16 protein-coding genes are annotated in these 18,779 nt (G+C 67.7%); 6 read left to right on the top strand and 10 right to left on the bottom strand.

Going from position 1 to position 18,779, the window contains the following annotated elements; genetic code table 11:
- Positions 1-64: 64 nt before the first annotated feature.
- Positions 65-1,573, bottom strand: a complete 1,509-nt coding sequence (locus tag SJY20_RS14420) for a YifB family Mg chelatase-like AAA ATPase (protein ID WP_380787608.1) — start codon at positions 1,571-1,573, stop codon at positions 65-67.
- A 162-nt stretch (positions 1,574-1,735) separates the two neighbouring features.
- Here SJY20_RS14420 and SJY20_RS14425 point away from each other — a divergent pair, with 162 nt between their 5' ends.
- From SJY20_RS14425 to yihA, 6 genes are all read left to right on the top strand, one after another.
- On the top strand, positions 1,736-2,074 hold the full coding sequence (locus SJY20_RS14425) for a hypothetical protein (RefSeq protein ID WP_380787609.1): 339 nt from the start codon (positions 1,736-1,738) through the stop codon (positions 2,072-2,074).
- A gap of 86 nt (positions 2,075-2,160) precedes the next feature.
- The gene (rpmH, locus tag SJY20_RS14430) at positions 2,161-2,295 is read left to right on the top strand and encodes a 50S ribosomal protein L34 (protein ID WP_031393806.1); all 135 of its coding nucleotides are present in this window, start codon (positions 2,161-2,163) and stop codon (positions 2,293-2,295) included.
- Positions 2,296-2,327: 32 nt separating this feature from the next.
- Positions 2,328-2,645, top strand: coding sequence for a ribonuclease P protein component (gene rnpA / locus SJY20_RS14435; protein WP_380788721.1), 318 nt, complete (start codon positions 2,328-2,330; stop codon positions 2,643-2,645).
- A gap of 99 nt (positions 2,646-2,744) precedes the next feature.
- Positions 2,745-2,957 carry a membrane protein insertion efficiency factor YidD gene (yidD, locus tag SJY20_RS14440; protein ID WP_380787610.1) on the top strand — a complete coding sequence of 71 codons (213 nt, stop codon included), beginning with the start codon at positions 2,745-2,747 and terminating at the stop codon, positions 2,955-2,957.
- 28 nt (positions 2,958-2,985) lie between these two features.
- A complete protein-coding gene (gene yidC / locus SJY20_RS14445; RefSeq protein WP_380787611.1) occupies positions 2,986-4,689 on the top strand; it encodes a membrane protein insertase YidC in 1,704 nt (567 codons plus the stop codon).
- Positions 4,690-4,709: 20 nt separating this feature from the next.
- Entirely contained in the window at positions 4,710-5,360 is a 651-nt protein-coding gene (yihA, locus tag SJY20_RS14450) for a ribosome biogenesis GTP-binding protein YihA/YsxC (RefSeq protein WP_380788723.1), read from the top strand.
- A 124-nt stretch (positions 5,361-5,484) separates the two neighbouring features.
- Here the strand turns inward: yihA and SJY20_RS14455 are convergent, their stop codons facing one another.
- The 9 genes from SJY20_RS14455 to SJY20_RS14495 all read right to left on the bottom strand — a co-directional run bounded on the left by SJY20_RS14455 (position 5,485) and on the right by SJY20_RS14495 (position 18,754).
- On the bottom strand, positions 5,485-6,561 hold the full coding sequence (locus SJY20_RS14455; RefSeq protein WP_380787612.1) for an acyl-CoA dehydrogenase family protein: 1,077 nt from the start codon (positions 6,559-6,561) through the stop codon (positions 5,485-5,487).
- Positions 6,562-6,564: 3 nt separating this feature from the next.
- A complete protein-coding gene (locus tag SJY20_RS14460) occupies positions 6,565-7,761 on the bottom strand; it encodes an acyl-CoA dehydrogenase family protein (protein WP_380787613.1) in 1,197 nt (398 codons plus the stop codon).
- A 174-nt stretch (positions 7,762-7,935) separates the two neighbouring features.
- Entirely contained in the window at positions 7,936-9,462 is a 1,527-nt protein-coding gene (locus SJY20_RS14465; protein ID WP_380787614.1) for an alginate export family protein, read from the bottom strand.
- Between the two features lie 63 nt (positions 9,463-9,525).
- Positions 9,526-10,863, bottom strand: coding sequence for a dicarboxylate/amino acid:cation symporter (locus tag SJY20_RS14470; RefSeq protein WP_380787615.1), 1,338 nt, complete (start codon positions 10,861-10,863; stop codon positions 9,526-9,528).
- Positions 10,864-10,951: 88 nt separating this feature from the next.
- Positions 10,952-11,629 carry a spermidine synthase gene (locus tag SJY20_RS14475; protein ID WP_380787616.1) on the bottom strand — a complete coding sequence of 226 codons (678 nt, stop codon included), beginning with the start codon at positions 11,627-11,629 and terminating at the stop codon, positions 10,952-10,954.
- Positions 11,629-12,924: an Hsp70 family protein gene (locus SJY20_RS14480; RefSeq protein WP_380787617.1), complete on the bottom strand. Its 1,296-nt coding sequence runs from the start codon at positions 12,922-12,924 to the stop codon at positions 11,629-11,631. Before SJY20_RS14480 ends, SJY20_RS14475 begins: the two co-directional genes overlap by 1 nt.
- A 215-nt stretch (positions 12,925-13,139) precedes the next feature.
- A complete protein-coding gene (locus SJY20_RS14485) occupies positions 13,140-16,400 on the bottom strand; it encodes a PAS domain-containing protein (protein ID WP_380787618.1) in 3,261 nt (1,086 codons plus the stop codon).
- 23 nt (positions 16,401-16,423) lie between these two features.
- Positions 16,424-16,900, bottom strand: coding sequence for a YaiI/YqxD family protein (locus SJY20_RS14490; protein WP_380787619.1), 477 nt, complete (start codon positions 16,898-16,900; stop codon positions 16,424-16,426).
- 81 nt (positions 16,901-16,981) lie between these two features.
- Entirely contained in the window at positions 16,982-18,754 is a 1,773-nt protein-coding gene (locus SJY20_RS14495) for a DEAD/DEAH box helicase (RefSeq protein WP_380787620.1), read from the bottom strand.
- Between the last annotated feature and the right edge of the window lie 25 nt (positions 18,755-18,779).

Raw genomic sequence — 18,779 nt, forward strand, 5'->3', positions numbered from 1 at the left:
GACACGCGGCACTGGCGGCCGGTTCCGTGAGATTATGTTCATCTGGCGGGCGCCCAGCGTGCGCTCAGTTGGTCGGCGCGCGGCGGCGATAGCTGAGCGCTTCGGCGACATGGACCCGGCGCACCGCGTCGGAGTCCGCGAGGTCGGCGATGGTTCGCCCGACTCGGAGGATGCGGACATAGCCGCGCGCGCTGAGCCGCATCGCTTCCGCGGCCTGCGCGAGCAGCCGGCGCCCCGGCTCGTCGGGCATCGCGACCGCGTCTAGCAGCGGACCATCGGCCTCGGCATTGGTGCGGATCGGATGATCGCGGTAGCGTGCCGCCTGCACCGCGCGCGCCACCGCGACGCGAACCGCGACTTCGGCCGAGCCTTCGGTCGGCGGCGGCAGGACCAGGTCGGCGGCGCTGACCGCCGCGACGTCGACGTGCAAGTCGATGCGGTCGAGCAGCGGCCCCGAAACCTTCGCCTGATAATCGGCGGCGCAGCGCGGCGCGCGGGCGCAGGCGAGGCTGGCGTCGCCGAGATGGCCGCACCGGCACGGGTTCATCGCCGCGACGAGTTGGACCCGCGCGGGGAAGGTGACATGGGCGTTGGCGCGGGCGACGCTGACGGTGCCGGTCTCGAGCGGCTGGCGCAGCGAATCGAGTACCGCGCGCTGGAATTCGGGCAATTCGTCGAGGAACAGCACGCCGAGATGCGCGAGGCTGACCTCGCCCGGCTTGACCTTCAGCCCACCGCCGGTGAGCGCAGCCATCGACGCGGAATGATGCGGCGCGCGGAACGGCCGGGTTCGTGTCAGGCGCCCACCGGTCAGCGTGCCGGCGACCGACTGGACCATCGACACCTCCAGCGCCTCCGACGGATCGAGCGGCGGCAGGATACCGGGCAGGCATGCCGCCATCAGCGACTTGCCCGACCCCGGCGGCCCGCACATCAGCAAATTATGCCCGCCCGCCGCCGCGATCTCGAGCGCGCGCTTGGCGGTCTCCTGCCCCTTGACCTGGCGCAGGTCGGGACCGTGGACCACATCGTCCGCCGCGCCCGGCGACGGTGCCTTGAGCAGGCCGTGGCCCTTGAAGTGGTTGATCAGGCCGAGCAGATCGGGCGCCGCGACGACTTCGATCGAGCCCGCCCATGCCGCCTCGGCGCCCTGCGCGGCCGGGCAGACCAGCCCCTTGCCGATCTCCGACGCGTGCAGCGCCGCGAGCAGCACGCCGGGCGACGCGGTGATTCGCGCGTCGAGCCCGAGTTCGCCGACCACGACATAATCGGCGAGCGTCTCGACATCGATCACCCCCATCGCCCCCAGCAGCGCGAGCGCGATCGGTAGGTCGAAATGCGACCCTTCTTTGGGCAGGTCGGCCGGGGACAGGTTCACCGCGATCCGTTTGGGCGGCAGCGCGAGCCCCATGCCCGCGATCGCACCGCGCACCCGCTCACGGCTTTCGCCCACCGCCTTGTCGCCCAGGCCGACGACGTTGAACGCGGGCAGCCCGGGAATCAGCTGGACCTGCACCTCGACGGCGCGCGCCTCCAGCCCCAGATACGCCACCGTAGAGACGATCGCCGCCACACATTTCCCCCGCCCCGTCGCAGACCCCGTCGCGCATTTCGTTCGGCGCTCGTACGCTTGTCGGACCGCGATCTACGCGCGGGTCACATTGATACCCTAATTTGCGTGTCTGCCTATCGCTGGTGCCTTGCCGATCTAATACACTGGACCCACATGCCTGTCGTGAAGCCAGCCCGTCATCCCGTCATGCGCATCGCTCAACTGGCACTCGGCGTGCTGCTGATCATCGGCGCGGCGATCATGGGACCGCTGCCTGGGCCGGGCGGCGTCTTTCTGTTCGCGGGCGGGATGATCCTGATCCTGCGCAATTCGCGCTGGGCGAAAGTCCGGTGGGCGCGGCTGAAGCGGCGCTGGCCGCGGGTCGGGCATCTGGTCGACCGGGTGATGCGGCGGCAGAGCGCGCTGCGCCGGCATGCCCGTGCCAAGGCCGCCGCGACGCCCGCTTCCAAAGCCGCCGCTACGGCCACCACTGGGGCCGACACCCGGGTCGCCGTCGATTGACTTCCATGCCCCTTTTGCCTAAGCGCCGCCTCATCAAGGCCGTCCGCGTGGCGGCCCTTTTCTGTTTGACGAATTAGGAATGACCGATGAAGCGCACCTTTCAGCCGAGCAACCTGGTCCGCGCACGCCGCCACGGCTTTCGCGCACGGATGGCGACGGTCGGCGGCCGGGCAGTGATCCACGCTCGCCGTGCGCGCGGTCGCAAGAAGCTGTCGGCCTAAACATACCCGCCGGCGACGCCGGCATTCTGACGCTGTCCAAACGCCGCGATTTCCTCGCGGCGAATGCTGGCAAGCGGGCGCCGATGCCGGGATTCGTCCTGCTGATGCGCCCGCGCGACGACGGTGATGCGACGATGCGAATCGGCTTCACCGTCACCAAGAAGATCGGCAACGCCGTCGTCCGGAACCGCATGAAACGGCGGTTGCGGGCGTTGGCGCGCGACCTGTTGCCGGCCCGCGGCGTCGCCGGGGCGGATCACGTCCTGATCGGGCGCAACGGCGGTGTCGAGCGCGATTACGCGCTGTTGCTGACCGAACTCGGCAAGGCGCTGGGCAAGGTCGCACGGTGATGCTCCTTCCGTCATACCGGGCTGGTCCCGGTATCCAGAGTACCCCGCGCACCGCCCGCGGCCCTGGATTCCGGGACGAGCCCGGAATGACGCACTAGCATGATCGCCCGCCTGCTCATCCTGGTCGCACGCGGCTGGCAATTGGGTCCGTCGCTGATCCTTCCCTCGTCGTGCCGGTACCAGCCGTCGTGTTCCGCCTATGCAATCACCGCCCTCACCCGCTATGGCGCGGTGAAGGGGGGCTGGCTGGCGGCGAAGCGCATCGCACGCTGTCATCCATGGGGCGGGTTCGGACCCGATCCGGTTCCCTGATGAAAATTTTCGTGAAAGACGAAGCCCTGTGAAAGACGACAAGCAGAATTTCGTGCTGTTCGCGGTGATCGCGGCGCTGATCCTGTTCGGATGGCCGCTGATCCAGGGCAAGTTCTTCCCGACCGCCAACCCGCCGGTGACCAAGATCGTCGACGGCAAGTCGAAGGCGATCGCGAACCCCAATGCCGATCCCGCCGCCGACGGTGCCGCCGCGATCCGCGACCGGCAGGTCGTGCTGGCCGAATCGCCGCGCGTCCGCATCGAGACGCCGCGGCTGTCGGGTTCGATCAACCTGAAGGGCGCACGGATCGACGATCTGGTGCTCAAGCAATATGACGAGACGGTCGCGAAGAAGTCGCCGCCGATCCGCCTGCTGTCCCCCGCCGGTAGCCCCGACGCCTATTTCGCGAGCTTCGGCTGGCGCGCCGACGGGCTGACCCCGCCGGGCGCCGATGCGGTCTGGACCGCGAGCGGCAGCGCGTTGACGCCGACCACGCCGGTCACGCTCGACGCCGCCAACGCGACAGGCCAGCGCTTCCGGATCGTCCTGACGGTCGACAACGACTTCATGTTCACGGTCCGCCAGACCGTCCTCAACGCCGGTGCCGCACCGGTCCCGGTCGCGACCTATGGCCTGGTCAACCGCGTCGGCATCTCGAAGGATCCGTCGTCGATGACGATCCATGTCGGCCCGATGTCGGTCGACAATGGCGGCGCGCACTACCGCCCCAACTACAAGGACGTCGACGAGGCACCGCAGCGTTTCACGACCAAGAACGGCTGGTTGGGCTTCACCGACAAATACTGGCTGACCGCGCTGGTCCCCGATCGGAACGAGACGTTCGACGGCCAGTTCCGCGCGGGCGCCAACAAGGCCTACCAGGCCGATTACGCGCTGCAGCCGAAGATCGTCGCGCCCGGCGCCACGGTCACCCAGACCTCGCGGTTCTTCGCGGGCGCCAAGGAAGTCCGGCTGCTCGATCGCTACACCGACAAGGAGGGCGTGACGCAGCTCGACTACGCGATCGACTGGGGCTGGTTCCGGATCGTCGAGAAGCCGATCTTCTATTATCTCGACTGGCTGTTCCGTCTGGTCGGCAATTTCGGCGTCGCGATCATCCTGCTGACGCTGACGATCCGCGGCATCATGTTCCCGATCGCGCAGCGCCAGTTCGCGTCGATGGCAGCGATGCGCCTGGTCCAGCCGAAGACCAAGGCGATCCAGGAGCGCTACAAGGACGACAAGGTCCGGATGCAGCAGGAAGTGATGGCGCTGTACAAGGCAGAGAAGGTCAACCCGCTCGCGGGCTGCCTGCCGACGCTGTTGCAGATCCCGATCTTCTACGCGCTGTACAAGGTGCTGATGCTGACGATCGAAATGCGCCACCAGCCGTTCGTCGGCTGGATCCACGATCTGTCCGCACCCGATCCGCTGACCCCGCTCAACCTGTTCGGACTGCTCGCCTTCACGCCGCCGCACGCGATCGCGATCGGCGTGGTGCCGATCCTCTACGGCATCTCGATGTACTTCCAGTTCAAGCTCAACCCGCAGCCGATGGACGACACCCAGAAGCAGGTCTTCGCGTTCCTGCCGTGGATCCTGATGTTCGTGATGTCGTCGTTCGCGGTCGGCCTGCTGATCTACTGGATCACGTCGAACATCCTGACGATCGGCCAGCAGAAGCTGCTCTATTCGCGGCATCCTGCGCTCAAGACGCCGGTGGTGAAGTGAGCGACGTCGACACGCCGATGATGCCGCCGGCCGAGCCGCCGTTCGATGCGGAAACGCTGGAAGCGGCGCGCAAGCTGTTCGCGGGGCCGATCCAGTTCCTGAAGTCGGCGCCGACGCTGGAGTTCCTGCCGACCGCCAGCGTCCCCGAGGTCGCGTTCGCGGGGCGGTCCAACGTCGGCAAGTCGTCGCTGCTCAACGCGCTGACCGGGCGCAACAGCCTGGCACGCACGTCGAACACGCCGGGCCGCACGCAGGAGCTGAACTTCTTCGACGTCGGCGCACCGCTGGTGTTCCGGCTGGTCGACATGCCCGGCTACGGCTTTGCCAAGGCGCCCAAGGACATCGTCAAGAAATGGCGATTCATGGTCAACGATTTCCTGCGCGGGCGGCAGGAATTGAAGCGTGCGCTGGTGCTGATCGATGCGCGCCACGGCATCAAGGACGTCGACCGCGAGATCCTCGAGATGCTCGACAAGGCGGCGGTCAGCTACCGGATGGTGCTGACCAAGGCGGACAAGATCAAGGCGAGCGAGCTCGAAGAGGTTACCGAGCGCACCGCGACCGAAGCGCGCAAGCGGGCCGCGGCGCACCCGGACATCCTGGTGACGTCGGCCGAATACGGCATGGGCATCCCGGAACTGCGCGCGGCGGTGGTCGAAGCGATCGGCTGACCGCTACTCCCCTCCCTGGAAGGGAGGGGTCGGGGGTGGGTCGCTGTCGTGGGACCGTGGCGTCTGCCCCAGGCCGACCCACCCCCCGCCTCTCCCTTTCAGGGAGCAGAGTTCCCGGCGGCCTTCACCGCAGCGCGATATACCGTTGCAGGTGCAAATCCTCGTCGCCGAGCTGGTGGTCGATCATCACCAGCCGCTTGGCGTAATGCGACACCGCAAATTCCCAGGTCATGCCGATGCCGCCGTGCATCTGCACCGCTTCCTCCGCGACCCGCGCGCCGGTGCGGCCGATGGTATATTTCGCCGCCGACAGCGCCCGCGCACGCGCCGTAGCATCGTCGCCGTCGAACGCCGCGGCGGCGTTGATTACCGCCGAGCGCGCCTGTTCGATCTCCAGCAGCAGCGTCGCCATGCGGTGCTGCAGCGCCTGGAACTTGCCGATCGGCACGCCGAACTGCTGGCGATCGCGCAGATAGCCGAGCGTCGCCTCCTTCACATACTCCATCGCGCCGAGCGACTCGGCCGACAGCGCGAGCAGCCCCGCACCGATCGCGGCATCGTGGATGCGCTGGCCATCGCTGCCGTCGCCGAGCAGCGCGTCCTCGCCCAGCGCGACATCGGCGAAGGTCACCTCCCCCGCCCCACCGCCATCGACGACCGCGTAGCTGCGGACCGACACGCCGGGGGCATCGGCCGATACGGCGAACACCCGCGCGCCGTCGTCGACACTGACGACGAACAGTGCCGCCGCACCCGCTTGTCGCACCACCGCCTTGGTACCGTTCAGGACCCAGCCGTCCGCGGTCTTCGTGGCGGTCACCGGCGTCGCGGCGTCGTCATCCGCGAACGCCGCGATCGTGTCGCCCGAGACGATCCCGGCGAGCGTCTCGTCCTGCCCGCCGGCCGCGGCCAGCGCCCGGCCCGCCATCAGCGCGCCGAGGAACGGCTCGACCACCAGCGATCGGCCCAGCGCCTCGAACACCACCATGATGTCGAACCCGCTTCCGCCGAAGCCGCCCGCCGCCTCGTCGAACAGCGCCGAGACGATGCCGAGCTCGCCGAGCTGCCGCCAGACCGCCGGGTCATACCCGGTTTCGCCGTACGCACCGGCGTTGCGCGTATCGATCGGGTAGCCATCACGCAGTGCGCGCGCGAGCGTATCCGCCAGCATGCGGCGGTCATCACTATGCTCGAAATCCATCGCTCAGAGACCCAATATGGTTTTGGAGATGATATTCTTCTGAATCTCGTTCGACCCGCCGAAGATCGACAGCTTCCGGTTGTTGAAATAGCTCGGCGCCGCGGTCGCCGCATCGTCGGGACCGACGGGCTCGCCGTTCCACCCCGCCTCCAGCGCCTCGGGCACATAGGGCGCGGCGTAGCTGCCGAAGGCGCGGCGGTTGAGCGCGGTGATCTCCTGGCGGATCTCGGTACCCTTGATCTTGAGCATCGAGCTTTCCGCGCCCGGCGCACCGCCGCCTGCGACCGCGGCGAGCACGCGGAGGTTGGTGGTCTGCATGTTGGCGAGGTCGATCTCGACTCGCGCCATCCGCGCCGCGAACAGCGGGTCGTCGGCGAGTGCCCGGCCGTTCTTCTTCTGCGTGGCGGCAACCGTCGCCAGTTCCTCGAACGCCGCCAACGACGCGCCGACGCCGGCGATGTTGGTCCGTTCATAGGTCAGCAGATATTTGGCGTAGGTCCAGCCCTGGTTCTCTTCGCCGACCAAATTGGCAACCGGCACCTCGACATCGGTGAAGAACACCTCGTTCACCTCCGCCTCGCCGTCGAGCAGCGTGATCGGGCGGACCTCGATCCCCGGCGTGGCCATGTCGATCAGCAGGAAACTGATGCCCTCCTGCTTCTTCGCCGAAGAATCGGTACGGACCAGGCAGAAGATCATGTTGGCGAACTGGCCTAGCGTGGTCCAGGTCTTCTGGCCGTTGACGACATAGACGTCGCCCTTCCTGACGGCGCTGGTCTTGAGGCCGGCAAGGTCCGAACCCGCACCGGGCTCCGAATAGCCCTGGCACCACCAGTCGGAGCCGTCGAGGATGCGCGGGAGCCAGTGGCGCTTTTGCTCGTCCGACCCGTATTTGATCAGCACCGGGCCGAGCATGTTGACGCCGAACGGTACGACGCGGGGCGTATGCGCGAGGGCGGCCTCGGTGTCGAAGATGAAGCGCTCGATCACGCTCCAGCCTGGCCCACCCCATTCCTGCGGCCAGTGGTTGGCTAGCCAGCCGCGCTGGTTGAGGGTGGCGTGCCATGCCTCCATGTCGGCCTTGCGCAGGCGCCTGCCCTCGCGGACCTGCTTGGCGAGGCTCGGGGAGAGGTGATCGCGGAAGAACGCGCGGACCTCTTCGCGGAACGATTCCTCTTGCGGGGTGAATGACAGATCCATGACGCGCGGCTCCTGATGCTGGAAGCGCTCTGCCACAGATTGGGGGAGAATTGAAAGCCCGGTATGGTGCCCTCCCCGTCCGCCGTCCTGACGAAAGTCAGGACCCAGGGTTACGAGCGCAGCGCTGCTTGGCTCTGGGTCCTGACTTTCGTCAGGATGACGGGGGGGAGCGCCTCAGAAGCGGAAGCTGACCCAGCCTGCGCCGAAGTTCGAGCTGTGATACCCCGCCCGCGTCAGGACGTCGCCGGCGGCAACATGCTCGAGGCGTCCGGTGAACGACAGCCGCGGCGAGATCGACCACACCGCCTGCAGCCGCGCGGCATCGCCGATGTGGTGGCCGGCGACGTTCTGCGTCCCGGCATAGGGCGTCCCGTTCGACCGATAGACCGCGTCGCGGTCGGTCGAGCGCCACATGAACTCGTATTCCGCGGTGACGCGAACCTTCTTGATCGGCTGAAACGACAGGTTCGGCGCGGCGGCGAGGAAGTTGATCGGGCCGACGAACACGCCGTAGGTGTAGTAGATGTTGTTGCCGAACGGCGAGAACGAGGTCCGCAGCGACTTGGTCGGGTCGAACGCATCGCCGCCGCTGCCGTAATCGCCGCGCAGGCCGATCCGCGGTGCCGTGGACTCCTTGCCGAGGCGGTACGTCTGCGCGGCGAACACCTGCCACGCCTTGATCGGGCGGCCGGCGAAATCGCCCTCTTCGCGCGTCACGGTATAGTCGACGGTCAGCGGCCCGACGGTGCCCCACAGCCGGCCACCGTAGTAGATCCGCTCTTCGCGACCACGCACGCCGCCCCAGGTCTGGTTCCGACTGCGCAGCCGCCACAGCAACGGGTCGAAGAACAGCTTCGATCCGCCGAACAGCGAGGTCGGCAGGACGGTGCCCAGGCTGATCCCGCTGAAGCGCGTGCCGCCATCGGTCTTGTCGTCCGACAGCCCCTCGGTGCCGAACGTCACGAAGTTGAAGTCGAACACGTCGGCGCGGACCTTCGAGCCCTTGGCCCAGGCGCGGACGCCGTCCAGCGTGAACATCAGCGCGTTGTTGTCGCGGGCGGAGACCAGCATGCTGATGCCGTCGGTGAATTCCTGACGACCGCCGCGCACGCCGACATCGACGTTGCCGACCTTGCCATAGATATCGACGAATATCTGCTGCGCGAACAGGTCATTGCGCTGGGTGCCGGCGACCGCGCCGGTGTTGACGCCGTCGACCGTCCCATTGGCAAGCTCGCCGAAGACGCGGACATGCTCGCCGAGATGGAGGTCGGCGCCGGCGACGAGGCGCAGGATGTCGAGCCGCTGCGCATCGGTCTCGACCAGGCCCTGGTTGCTGGTGAAGTTGACGCGCGCGCGCGCTTCACCCGAGAGCGTCAGATATACGTCGTCGGTGATCGGGATGTATTTCAGCGAGTCGAGAAAATCGTCGCGCTTCGCCGGATCCTTGTACTTGCTCCAGTCCTCCGCCCAGCGCGAGATGTTGTAGCCGCCGGTGGTGGCGCCGTACCCCTCCGCCTCGGCCGGGTAGCCGTTGGACTTCGACTCCGGAGCCTTTGCGCCGCCCGCCGCGGGGACGTTCTGCGCGGTCGGGTCGGTCTGCGCGCTGCCGGTCTGCGACTGGCTGGCGGACTGCGCATAGGCCGGCGTAGCTATCGAAACGAACGCGCACAGCGCGCTGCCGGAGAGAAGACGGAACATGGCAGCACCTTTTACACAAGCAGGTCAGCAATACAGGCCGATCGTGGCGCTCGCCTAGGCCAATCAATGCGCCGATGGCAAGGTCGCGCCGGCGGGGCTCAGTTCGGGCAATTCGCCGTTGAGCGCGGCGTTCAGCTTGTCGCGGTCGAGCGCATTCTCCCACCGCGCCACCACGATCGTCGCGACCGCGTTGCCGATGAAGTTGGTCAGGCTGCGGCACTCGCTCATGAAGCGGTCGACGCCCAGGATCAGCGCCATGCCCGCGATCGGGATCGTCGGCACGATCGACAGCGTCGCCGCCAGCGTGATGAAGCCAGCCCCGGTCACGCCCGCCGCACCCTTTGACGAGATCATCGCGACCAGCAGCAACAGCACTTCCTGGCCCAGAGTCAGGTGGGTGTTGGTGGCCTGCGCGATGAACAACGCCGCCAGCGTCATGTAGATGTTGGTGCCGTCGAGGTTGAACGAATAGCCGGTCGGGACGACCAGCCCGACGACCGACTTCTCGCAGCCGGCAGCCTCCATCTTCTGGATCAGGTTAGGCAGCGCCGCCTCCGACGACGAGGTGCCGAGGACCAGCAGCAGCTCGGCCTTGAGGTAGCGGATCAGTTTCAGGATCGAGAAGCCGGTAAGCTTGCCGACGGTGCCAAGCACCACGAGCACGAACAGCGCCGAGGTGAAGTAGAAGGTCGCGACCAGCGCGCCGAGGTTGGCGAGGCTGCCGATGCCGTATTTGCCGATCGTGAACGCGATCGCGCCGAACGCCCCCAGCGGCGCTGCGCGCATCAGGATACCGACCAGGCGGAACACGATGATGCTGAGCCGTTCGAGGAAATCGAGCACCGGCTTGGCGGGCGCGCCGACCAGGCTGATGGCGATACCGAACAGGATCGCGACCAGCAGGATCTGCAGGATGTTGCCATCGGTGAACGCGCCGACCAGCGTGTTCGGGATGATCGACATCAGGAAGCCGGTGATCGTCGTCTCATGTGCCTTGTGCGAATAATCCGCGATCGAAGCGGCATCGAGCGAGGCGACGTCGACGTTCATGCCCGCGCCCGGCTGGATCACGTTGGCGACGATCAGCCCGACGATCAGCGCCATCGTCGAGAAGAACAGGAAATACGCGAACGCCTTGCCCGCGACGCGGCCGACCGACCCGAGTTCCTTCATTCCGGCGATGCCGGTGACCAGTGTCAGGAAGATCACCGGGGCGATGATCATCTTGACCAGCTTGATGAACGCGTCGCCGAGCGGCTTCAGCGCTGCGCCGTAAGCCGGATAGAAATGGCCGAGCGCCGCACCGAGCACGATCGCGACCAGCACCTGGAGATACAGCTGGCCAGTCCATTTCTTGCGCCGCGGAGTCTCTGCGACCGCATAGGTCTCGGATGGGTTCACTGAGTCATCTCCTGGTTTCACGGCCGTCCGGCATGGTCGTGCGGCGAGCGCATTACCCCGTGTCGCGGCCCGGCGGCAAGGCCGGTCGTCATTCGGGTACGGTGGCGAACCAGATGATGTGACGCGCGCCACCGGCCTTCGTCGCGCCGCGGTTGGCGCGGACGACGACCTCCTCGACCGCGAAGCCGGCCTCGGACACCCTTCGAACAAACGGTTTGCTGGGCGCCGACGACCACACCGCCAGCACCCCGCCGGGGCGGAGCGCACGCCGGGCGTTTCCGAGCCCATGCGTGCCGTAAAGGCGATCGTTGGCGGTGCGGGTCAGCCCGTCGGGACCATTGTCGACATCGAGCAGGATCGCGTCCCAGCCGCCTTCTGCAATCGGCACCGCGACATCGGCGGCGACGATCCGGGTCCGCGGGTCGGTCAGACTGTCGCCGTGCAGCGCGGCCATCGGCCCTTGCGCCCAGTCGATCACGGCGGGGACCAGTTCGGCGACGACCACCTCGGCATCGGCGGGCAGCCGGGCAAGCGCCGCGCGCAGCGTGAAGCCCATCCCGAGCCCACCGATCAGCATCCGCGCTCCCGCTCGCCCGGCGATCCGGTCGCACGCCATCTCGGCCAGCGCCTCTTCGGACCCGCTCAGCCGGCTGTTCATCAGTTCGTTGGCGCCGAGCATGATCGAGAATTCCGCGCCGCGTTGGAGCAGGCGCAACTCGCCGCCATCGGGGACCTGCGCGGTGTTGAGAAGGACGCGCGGAACCATCAGGCCGACCACGCCGCGATATCGTCCTGCTCGCCGATCAGCGCCAGGCCGTGCGCGATCGAGGTCAGTTCGCCGCCGCTCATGATCGCCGCCTCGCCGAAGCGCTCGGTGAAGATCCGGCGAACGCGCGGGATCAGCGACGATCCGCCGGTCAGGAACACCCGGTCGATCCCGCTTTGCCCGATATTCGCCGCCGCCAGCGCGCGATCGACGGTGGTCTCGATCCGCGCGATGTCGTCGGCGATCCACGTTTCGAACTGCGTGCGGGTGACATCGGCCTCGATCTCCAGCCCCGCCCCCGCGAAGTGGAAATGCGCGGTCTCGTCGCTCGACAGCGCACGCTTCAGCCGGCCGACCGCATCGTACAGCGGATAGCCGAGCTCGTTCTCGATCACCGCGATCATCCGGCCGATCGCCGCGGGGTCGGTGGCGGTGCGGCGCAGCTTCTCCAGCTCCTCCATGGTCCGCCGGTTGCGCATCAGCGCCAGCCGCGACCAGTCCGCGAAATCGGCGAAATAGCCGCGCGGTATCTCCAGCTCCTTGTCGAACGACCGGTAACTGCCACCCTTGCCCAGCATCGGCAGCACCAGCCGGTCGACCAGCCGATAGTCGAACCGGTCGCCGGCAATGCCGATGCCGGCGTGGCCGAGCGGGGTGCAGCGGCGCGCGGCCCCCGGCTCCGCCACCCGTACGACCGAGAAGTCGCTGGTGCCGCCGCCGAAATCCGCGACCAGGATGGTGGCAGGCTCGGTCAGCCGGGTCGCGTAGCTATAGGCCGCCCCGAGCGGTTCGTAGACATAGTGGATCTCCGCGCCGAAACCCTTGAACATCGCGTCGTAGCGGGTCCGCGCGAGCCGTTCGTCGGGGCGGCTGCCGGCATATTCGACCGGTCGGCCGACGACGATGCGGTGCGGCCGGCGATCGAGCGCACCGCCGGCATGCGCGACCAGCCTGTCGAGGAACAGCCGGCCGAGATCCTCGAAGCGGAAGCGCTTGTCGAACACCGAAGCCTGTTCGAACGCGACGCTGGCGGCGACCGACTTGAACGATTGCAGGAACCGGCTGTCCTGCGGGAATTCCAGATATTCGGCGATCGCCCACGGACCGGCGTCGGACGCCAGCCCGCCGGGGACGTCGTCATGCCAGAAGCACAGCGCCGACCGGAACACCGGGCTGGTCTCGGTCGGCGCCGCGAACGGCACGAGTTCGGGCAGCGCGCCGGGTTGCCCGAGCGCGACGACGGTGTTGGTGGTGCCGAAATCGAGGCCCAGCGCGGGACCGTCAGCGTTCTGCATGGCGTCGGTCTCCTGGTGAAGCGCGCCTATGCCTGCGATGCGAGGCGAAGATCAAGCCGGGTTCGGCCCTCGTTGCTCGTTCGCAAAGGCACCGCCCCCTACTCCGTCATCCTGACGAAAGTCAGGATCCAGGGTTACGAGCGCCGCCCTCCGTAACTCTGGATCCCGGGTCAAGCCCGGGATGACGGACTTGAAGAGGCTGACGAAAACGCCCCCTACCCGCCGCCGATCAGATCGCCGATCCGCGCGGCAAGCAGATCGAGCGGGAACGGCTTGGTGATCATCTCCATCCCGTCGCCGAGGAAATCGCCGCGCACCGCCGCCTGCTCGGCATAGCCGGTGACGAACAGGATCTTCAGCAACGGGCGATAATGACGCGCGATCTCGGCGACCTCGCGGCCGTTCATCCCGGGCAGGCCGACGTCGCTGACCAGCAGGTCGATGCGCACGTCGCTGGCCAGGATCGGCAGCGCCGCCGGGCCGTCCCACGCCTCGATCACGCGATAGCCCATGCCCTCCAGGACATCGACGATCAGCATACGGACCGCGCTGTCGTCCTCGACCACCAGCACCGATTCACCACGCGCGCGCGGCAACGGCTCGTAGCGCTCGACCGGAACCGCAGCGTCGGCACTGCCGCGGAAGCGGGGCAGATACAGCTCGACGGTCGTCCCCGCGCCCTCCTCCGAACGGATCCGGACATGCCCGCCCGATTGCCGCGCAAAGCCATAGATCATCGACAGGCCGAGACCGGTGCCCTGCCCGATCGGCTTGGTCGTGAAGAACGGATCGAACGCCTTGGCGATCACCGCGTCGCTCATCCCGGTCCCGGTGTCAGTGACCGCGACGACCAGGTATTCGCCGGGCTCCAGCGCGTCGACGTCGCCGGTATCATCGGGACCGAGCTGCGCGTTGGCGGTCTCGATGGTCATCCGCCCGCCTTCCGGCATCGCGTCGCGCGCGTTGATCGCCAGGTTGAGCAGCGCGCTTTCGAGCTGGTTCGCGTCGGTCTTCGCGCGCCACAGATCGGGGTTGCGCCGCACATCCATCTCGACGCTCTCGCCGAGCGTCCGGCGCAGCAAATCCTCCATGCCCGCGACCAGCCCGTCGATGTCGACCGCGACCACATCGAGCGACTGGCGCCGCGAAAACGCCAGCAGCCGCTGCGTCAGCCCGGCAGCACGCTGCGCGGAGACCGATGCCGCGGACAGATAGCGATCGACGCGTTCCGGACGCTGGTCGGGCAGGTTGCGCCGGATCATGTCGAGACCGCCGATGATCCCGGTCAGCATGTTGTTGAAATCATGCGCGATGCCGCCGGTCAGCTGGCCGACCGCCTCCATCTTCTGCGCCTGGCGCAGCGCGTCCTCGGCGCGCGCCAGTCGCGCCTCGCGGTCCTTTTCCTCGGTAATGTCGCGGCCGACCGCATTGATCAGCCCGTCGCCCGGTCGCGCCGCCCAGCTGATCCAGCGATAGCTGCCGTCGCGGTGGCGATAGCGATTGTCGATGCGGGCGATGGTCTCGCCACGCGACAAATCACCCGCCGCCGCCGCGGTATAGTCGCGGTCGTCGGGGTGGAGCAGGTCGAACAGCGGTCGGTGCAGGATCGACGCCAAGTCCCAGCCGAGCATCGCGGTCCAGGCCGGATTCGCGGCAACGATGATCCCGTCGAACGTCGCGCGCAGCATGATGTCGCCCGACAGGTCCCATAGCCGATTGCGATCCGCGGTCGCCGTCTCGACCGTTTCGGCCAGCCGTTCGTTGATCGCGCGCAACTGGCGTTCGACGGCCTTGCGCGCCGACTGGTCGAGCATCGCGCCGATCATCCGGATCGCGGTACCGTCGGCGTCGCGGATCACATAACCGCGGTCGAGCACGTCGGCATAGCTTCCATCGGCGCGTGCGAACCGATATTCCTCGCTCCAGTCGCGGCCGTCGCCATCGATCACCGCGTGGATGCTGTGGTCGACGCGCGCGCGATCGTCGGGATGGATCTGCGCGATCCACCAGCCGCCGCCGGGCTCGACCGCCGCGGGCGAATGGCCATAGGCCTGCTCCAGCGCCTCGTTCCACAGCAGCTGGTCGTGACGCAGGTCCCAGTCCCAGATCGCGTCGTTGGTAGCGCGGCCTGCCAGCCGCAGCCGCTCGCTGGTCTCGATCAGCGTCGCCTGCGCCTGGCGGTCGCGCGTGACGTCGAACACCGTGCCGATCAGCCGGATCGGCAGGCGCGCATCGAAAAAGGTTATGCCGTGCGCGACGACGTGCCGGATGGCGCCGTCGCTGAGCCCGATGACGCGATATTCGATGTCGAACCCGCGCGTCCCGCTGGGGTCCAGTGCACCTTCTACCGCGGCCAGCGTTGCCGCGCGATCTTCCGGATGAAGGCTCGCCACGAAACTGGTCTGAAAATCTACCGGCGCCCCCGGCGGCACGCCGAATAGTTCGCGACAGCGGTCGTCCCAGGTCAGCGCGCCGGTCTGCGGCCGATAGTCGAACCGCCCGAGCCGCGCCGCGCGCGTCGCGAGCTCCAGTTCCTCACGACTTTGCTCCAGCGCGATCTCGGCATGGCGGCGCTCGGTGATGTCGGTGAACAGCACCGCGACATGGTGCAGATCGGGTGCGTCGACGCGGTAGGCGTGGACGTCATACCAGCGACCGTTGAGCTCCCCGGCGACATCCTCGAACCGGACCGCCTTGCCGGTGGTGGCAACCTCGCCGAAACGGTCGAACCACCGCTGTTCGTTGTCGGGGACCATCTCGCGGATCCAGCGCCCGGTTGCGGCGTGCAGGCCGGTATAATTGGCGAACGCGTCGTTGACCTCGATGAAGCGGAAATCCTCGGCGGTGCCGTCCTCGGCGAAACGCATCGCAACCACGCAGAACCCGGCATCGACCGAATTGAACAGCGACCGGTACCGACCTTCGCTGTCCTTCAGCGCGATTTCCGCACGGACGCGTTCGACGGCGTCCGCGGTGCGCAGCGCAACGTCCTCGACCAGCGCGATCTCGGCCTGGTCCCAGACCCGCGCCTCCGGGTCGTGGACATACAGGACCGCGACCAGCGCGCCGTGGCGCGACAGCGGGAACACCACCATCGTCCGGGTCTGGATTTCCGCCCATTCGTCGGGGAAATCGCGAGTGCGCGGGTCGCTTTGGCAATCCTCGACCACCACGGTGCGTCCGGCGACCAGTTCGGCGAACAGCGGTGCGGCGAAGGCGCCGAGCGCGTGGGTCTCGCCGACCGCGCTTGCCGTCGGATCGCGGGTCCAGTCGCCGGTGACGTGGAGCATCGCGCCGTCGTCGGCGATCTCGCCGTACCCGCATCGATGGACGCCGAGATGCTCGCCCAGCGCCGCCGCGGCCGCGCGCATGATATCCTCCGCACGGTCCAGGTCGCGGAGCGTATCGACCAGCCGCAGCTGGAATATCTGGCGGGCCAGAAGCTGGTCACGGTCGAGAAGGTGCGATCGTGGCATGGCGGCATTCGGTCCCGAGAAAGTCAGACGCGTTTCAACCGCACCAGCGCGGCATCGAGTGCGGACAGGAACCGTGAACGATCGACTTTGGAAAAAGGTGCCGGTCCGCCGATCACGTCGCCGCCGGCGCGCAGATCGGCCATGATCGCGCGGGTCGCGACCGCGGCGCCGATCGAGTTTGCGGTGAACGGCTTGCCGGTGCTCGACAGCACCGTGGCGCCGGCCTTCACGCAGCGATCGGCAAGCAGGATGTCCGCGGTGACAACCACCGCGCGGGCATCGGCGCCCTCCGCGATCCAGTCGTCCGCGGCGTCGAAGCCATCGCTGACGACGACCCGCGTAATCAGCGGATGGACGGGGATGCGGAAATGGCTGTTGCTGACGATGGTGACAGGCACCTCGTGCCGCCACGCGACTTTGTAGATCTCGTCCTTCACCGGGCAGGCATCGGCATCGACCAAAATGCGGATGGGGCCCGGCTGGTTTACCTCAACCGTCATTCAGTACCACCACCCGTTCCTACACGCCCCGTCATCCCAGCGCAGGCTGGGATGACGGAAGGTCGAGCGGCATTCTGCCAATTACGGACGCGGGCCGCGGTTCGGCGGACGGTGGCGCGTCGGCGCAGGACCGCCGCGGGGCGACGGCGACCGGTGCAGCGTCTGGCGCGGGGCGCCAGCGTTGCTGCGATTGCCGCCGCCACCGCCGTCATGACGCGCGCCGCTCTCGGGCGCACCCTGCATCGCCTCGATCGCGACGCCGCTCTCTTCTTCGCCCGCCTGCGCGGTACGCTGGATCGCCGAGACGAAGCGCGACGCAACGCTGCGCGGAATCTCGAACGCGGTCTCGTTCGGGCCGATGCGGATCGCACCGATCTCGGACTTGGTGATGTGCCCACGACGGCAGATCAGCGGCAGGATCCAGCGCGGATCGGCGTTCTGGCGACGGCCGATATCCATGCGGAACCAGACGGTGTCCTCGAACCCGGCGCGTGGGCCGGTGCTGCGGTCGTCGCCGACCGACTGCTTGCTCTGGTCGATCAGGTCCTCGGCCTGCGGCATCGCCGACCGATGCACATGCACCAGCGCGGCGGCGATATCCTCGGGCGTCTTCTCCGCCATCAGGCGCGTCGCCAGCTCGCGATCCTCGTCGTCCACTTCGACCGGCAGCATCAGCGCGGTGATCAGGCGTTCGCGATCGTTCTTGCGGATGTCGTCCGCGGTCGGCGCATTGAGCCACTCCGCGTTGATCTTCGCACCCCGGAGCATCATCTCGACGCGGCGACGGCGCGGGAACGGCACGATCAGCACAGCCGTACCCTTCTTGCCCGCACGACCGGTACGACCCGAGCGATGCTGCAGCGTCTCGGCATCGCGCGGCAGCTCGACGTGAACGACCAGCGACAGCGTCGGCAGATCGATACCGCGTGCGGCCACATCGGTCGCGACGCAGACGCGGGCGCGGCGATCGCGCAGGGCCTGCAGCGCGGCGTTGCGCTCGTTCTGCGAATGCTCACCAGACAAGGCAACAGCGGCAAAACCGCGCTCGACCAGGCTGGCGTGGAGATGGCGGACGTTGTCGCGCGTCGCGCAGAACAGCATGGCCGTCTCCGCCTCGTGGAAGCGCAGCAGGTTGATCACCGCATGCTCGATCTCGGACGGCGAGACGGTGACGGCCTGGTAGCTGATGTCACCGTGGCCCCGATCCTCGCCCACCGTCGAAATGCGCACGGCATCCTTCTGGTAGCGCTTGGCGAGCGCGACGATCGGCTTCGGCATCGTCGCCGAAAACATGAACGTGCGACGGCCCTCGGGCGATGCGTCGAGGATCTGCTCGAGGTCTTCGCGGAAGCCCATGTCGAGCATCTCGTCGGCCTCATCGAGGACCGCGACCTTCAGCGCCGACAGGTCGAGCGCGCCACGCTCGAGGTGATCGCGCAGGCGGCCAGGCGTGCCGACGACGATATGCGCGCCGTGCGCGAGGCTGCGACGCTCCTTAGACGCGTCCATGCCCCCGACGCAGGTCGAGATGCGCGCACCGGCCTTGGCATAAAGCCACATCAGCTCGCGGCTGACCTGCAGCGCCAGCTCGCGCGTCGGGGCGATGCAGAGGACGAGCGGCTTGTGCGGCGCGGGCAGGCGCTGGACGCCGTCCTCGCCGGCTTCGCCGAGCAGTTCGGGGGCCATGGCGAGACCGAAAGCAACGGTCTTGCCCGAGCCGGTCTGTGCCGACACGATAAGGTCACGCCCGCGGGCGTTATCCTCGATGACGTGCGTTTGGACGGGGGTCAGCGCGGTATAGCCACGCGCGGCGAGCGCTTCGGAAAGAAGCGACGGAATATTCGAGAAAGGCATGTACGTCCTAGATGGTGGCCGGGCT

Source organism: Sphingomonas sp. R86521 (genome assembly GCF_042466235.1).
In the GTDB taxonomy this organism is placed as follows: domain Bacteria; phylum Pseudomonadota; class Alphaproteobacteria; order Sphingomonadales; family Sphingomonadaceae; genus Sphingomonas.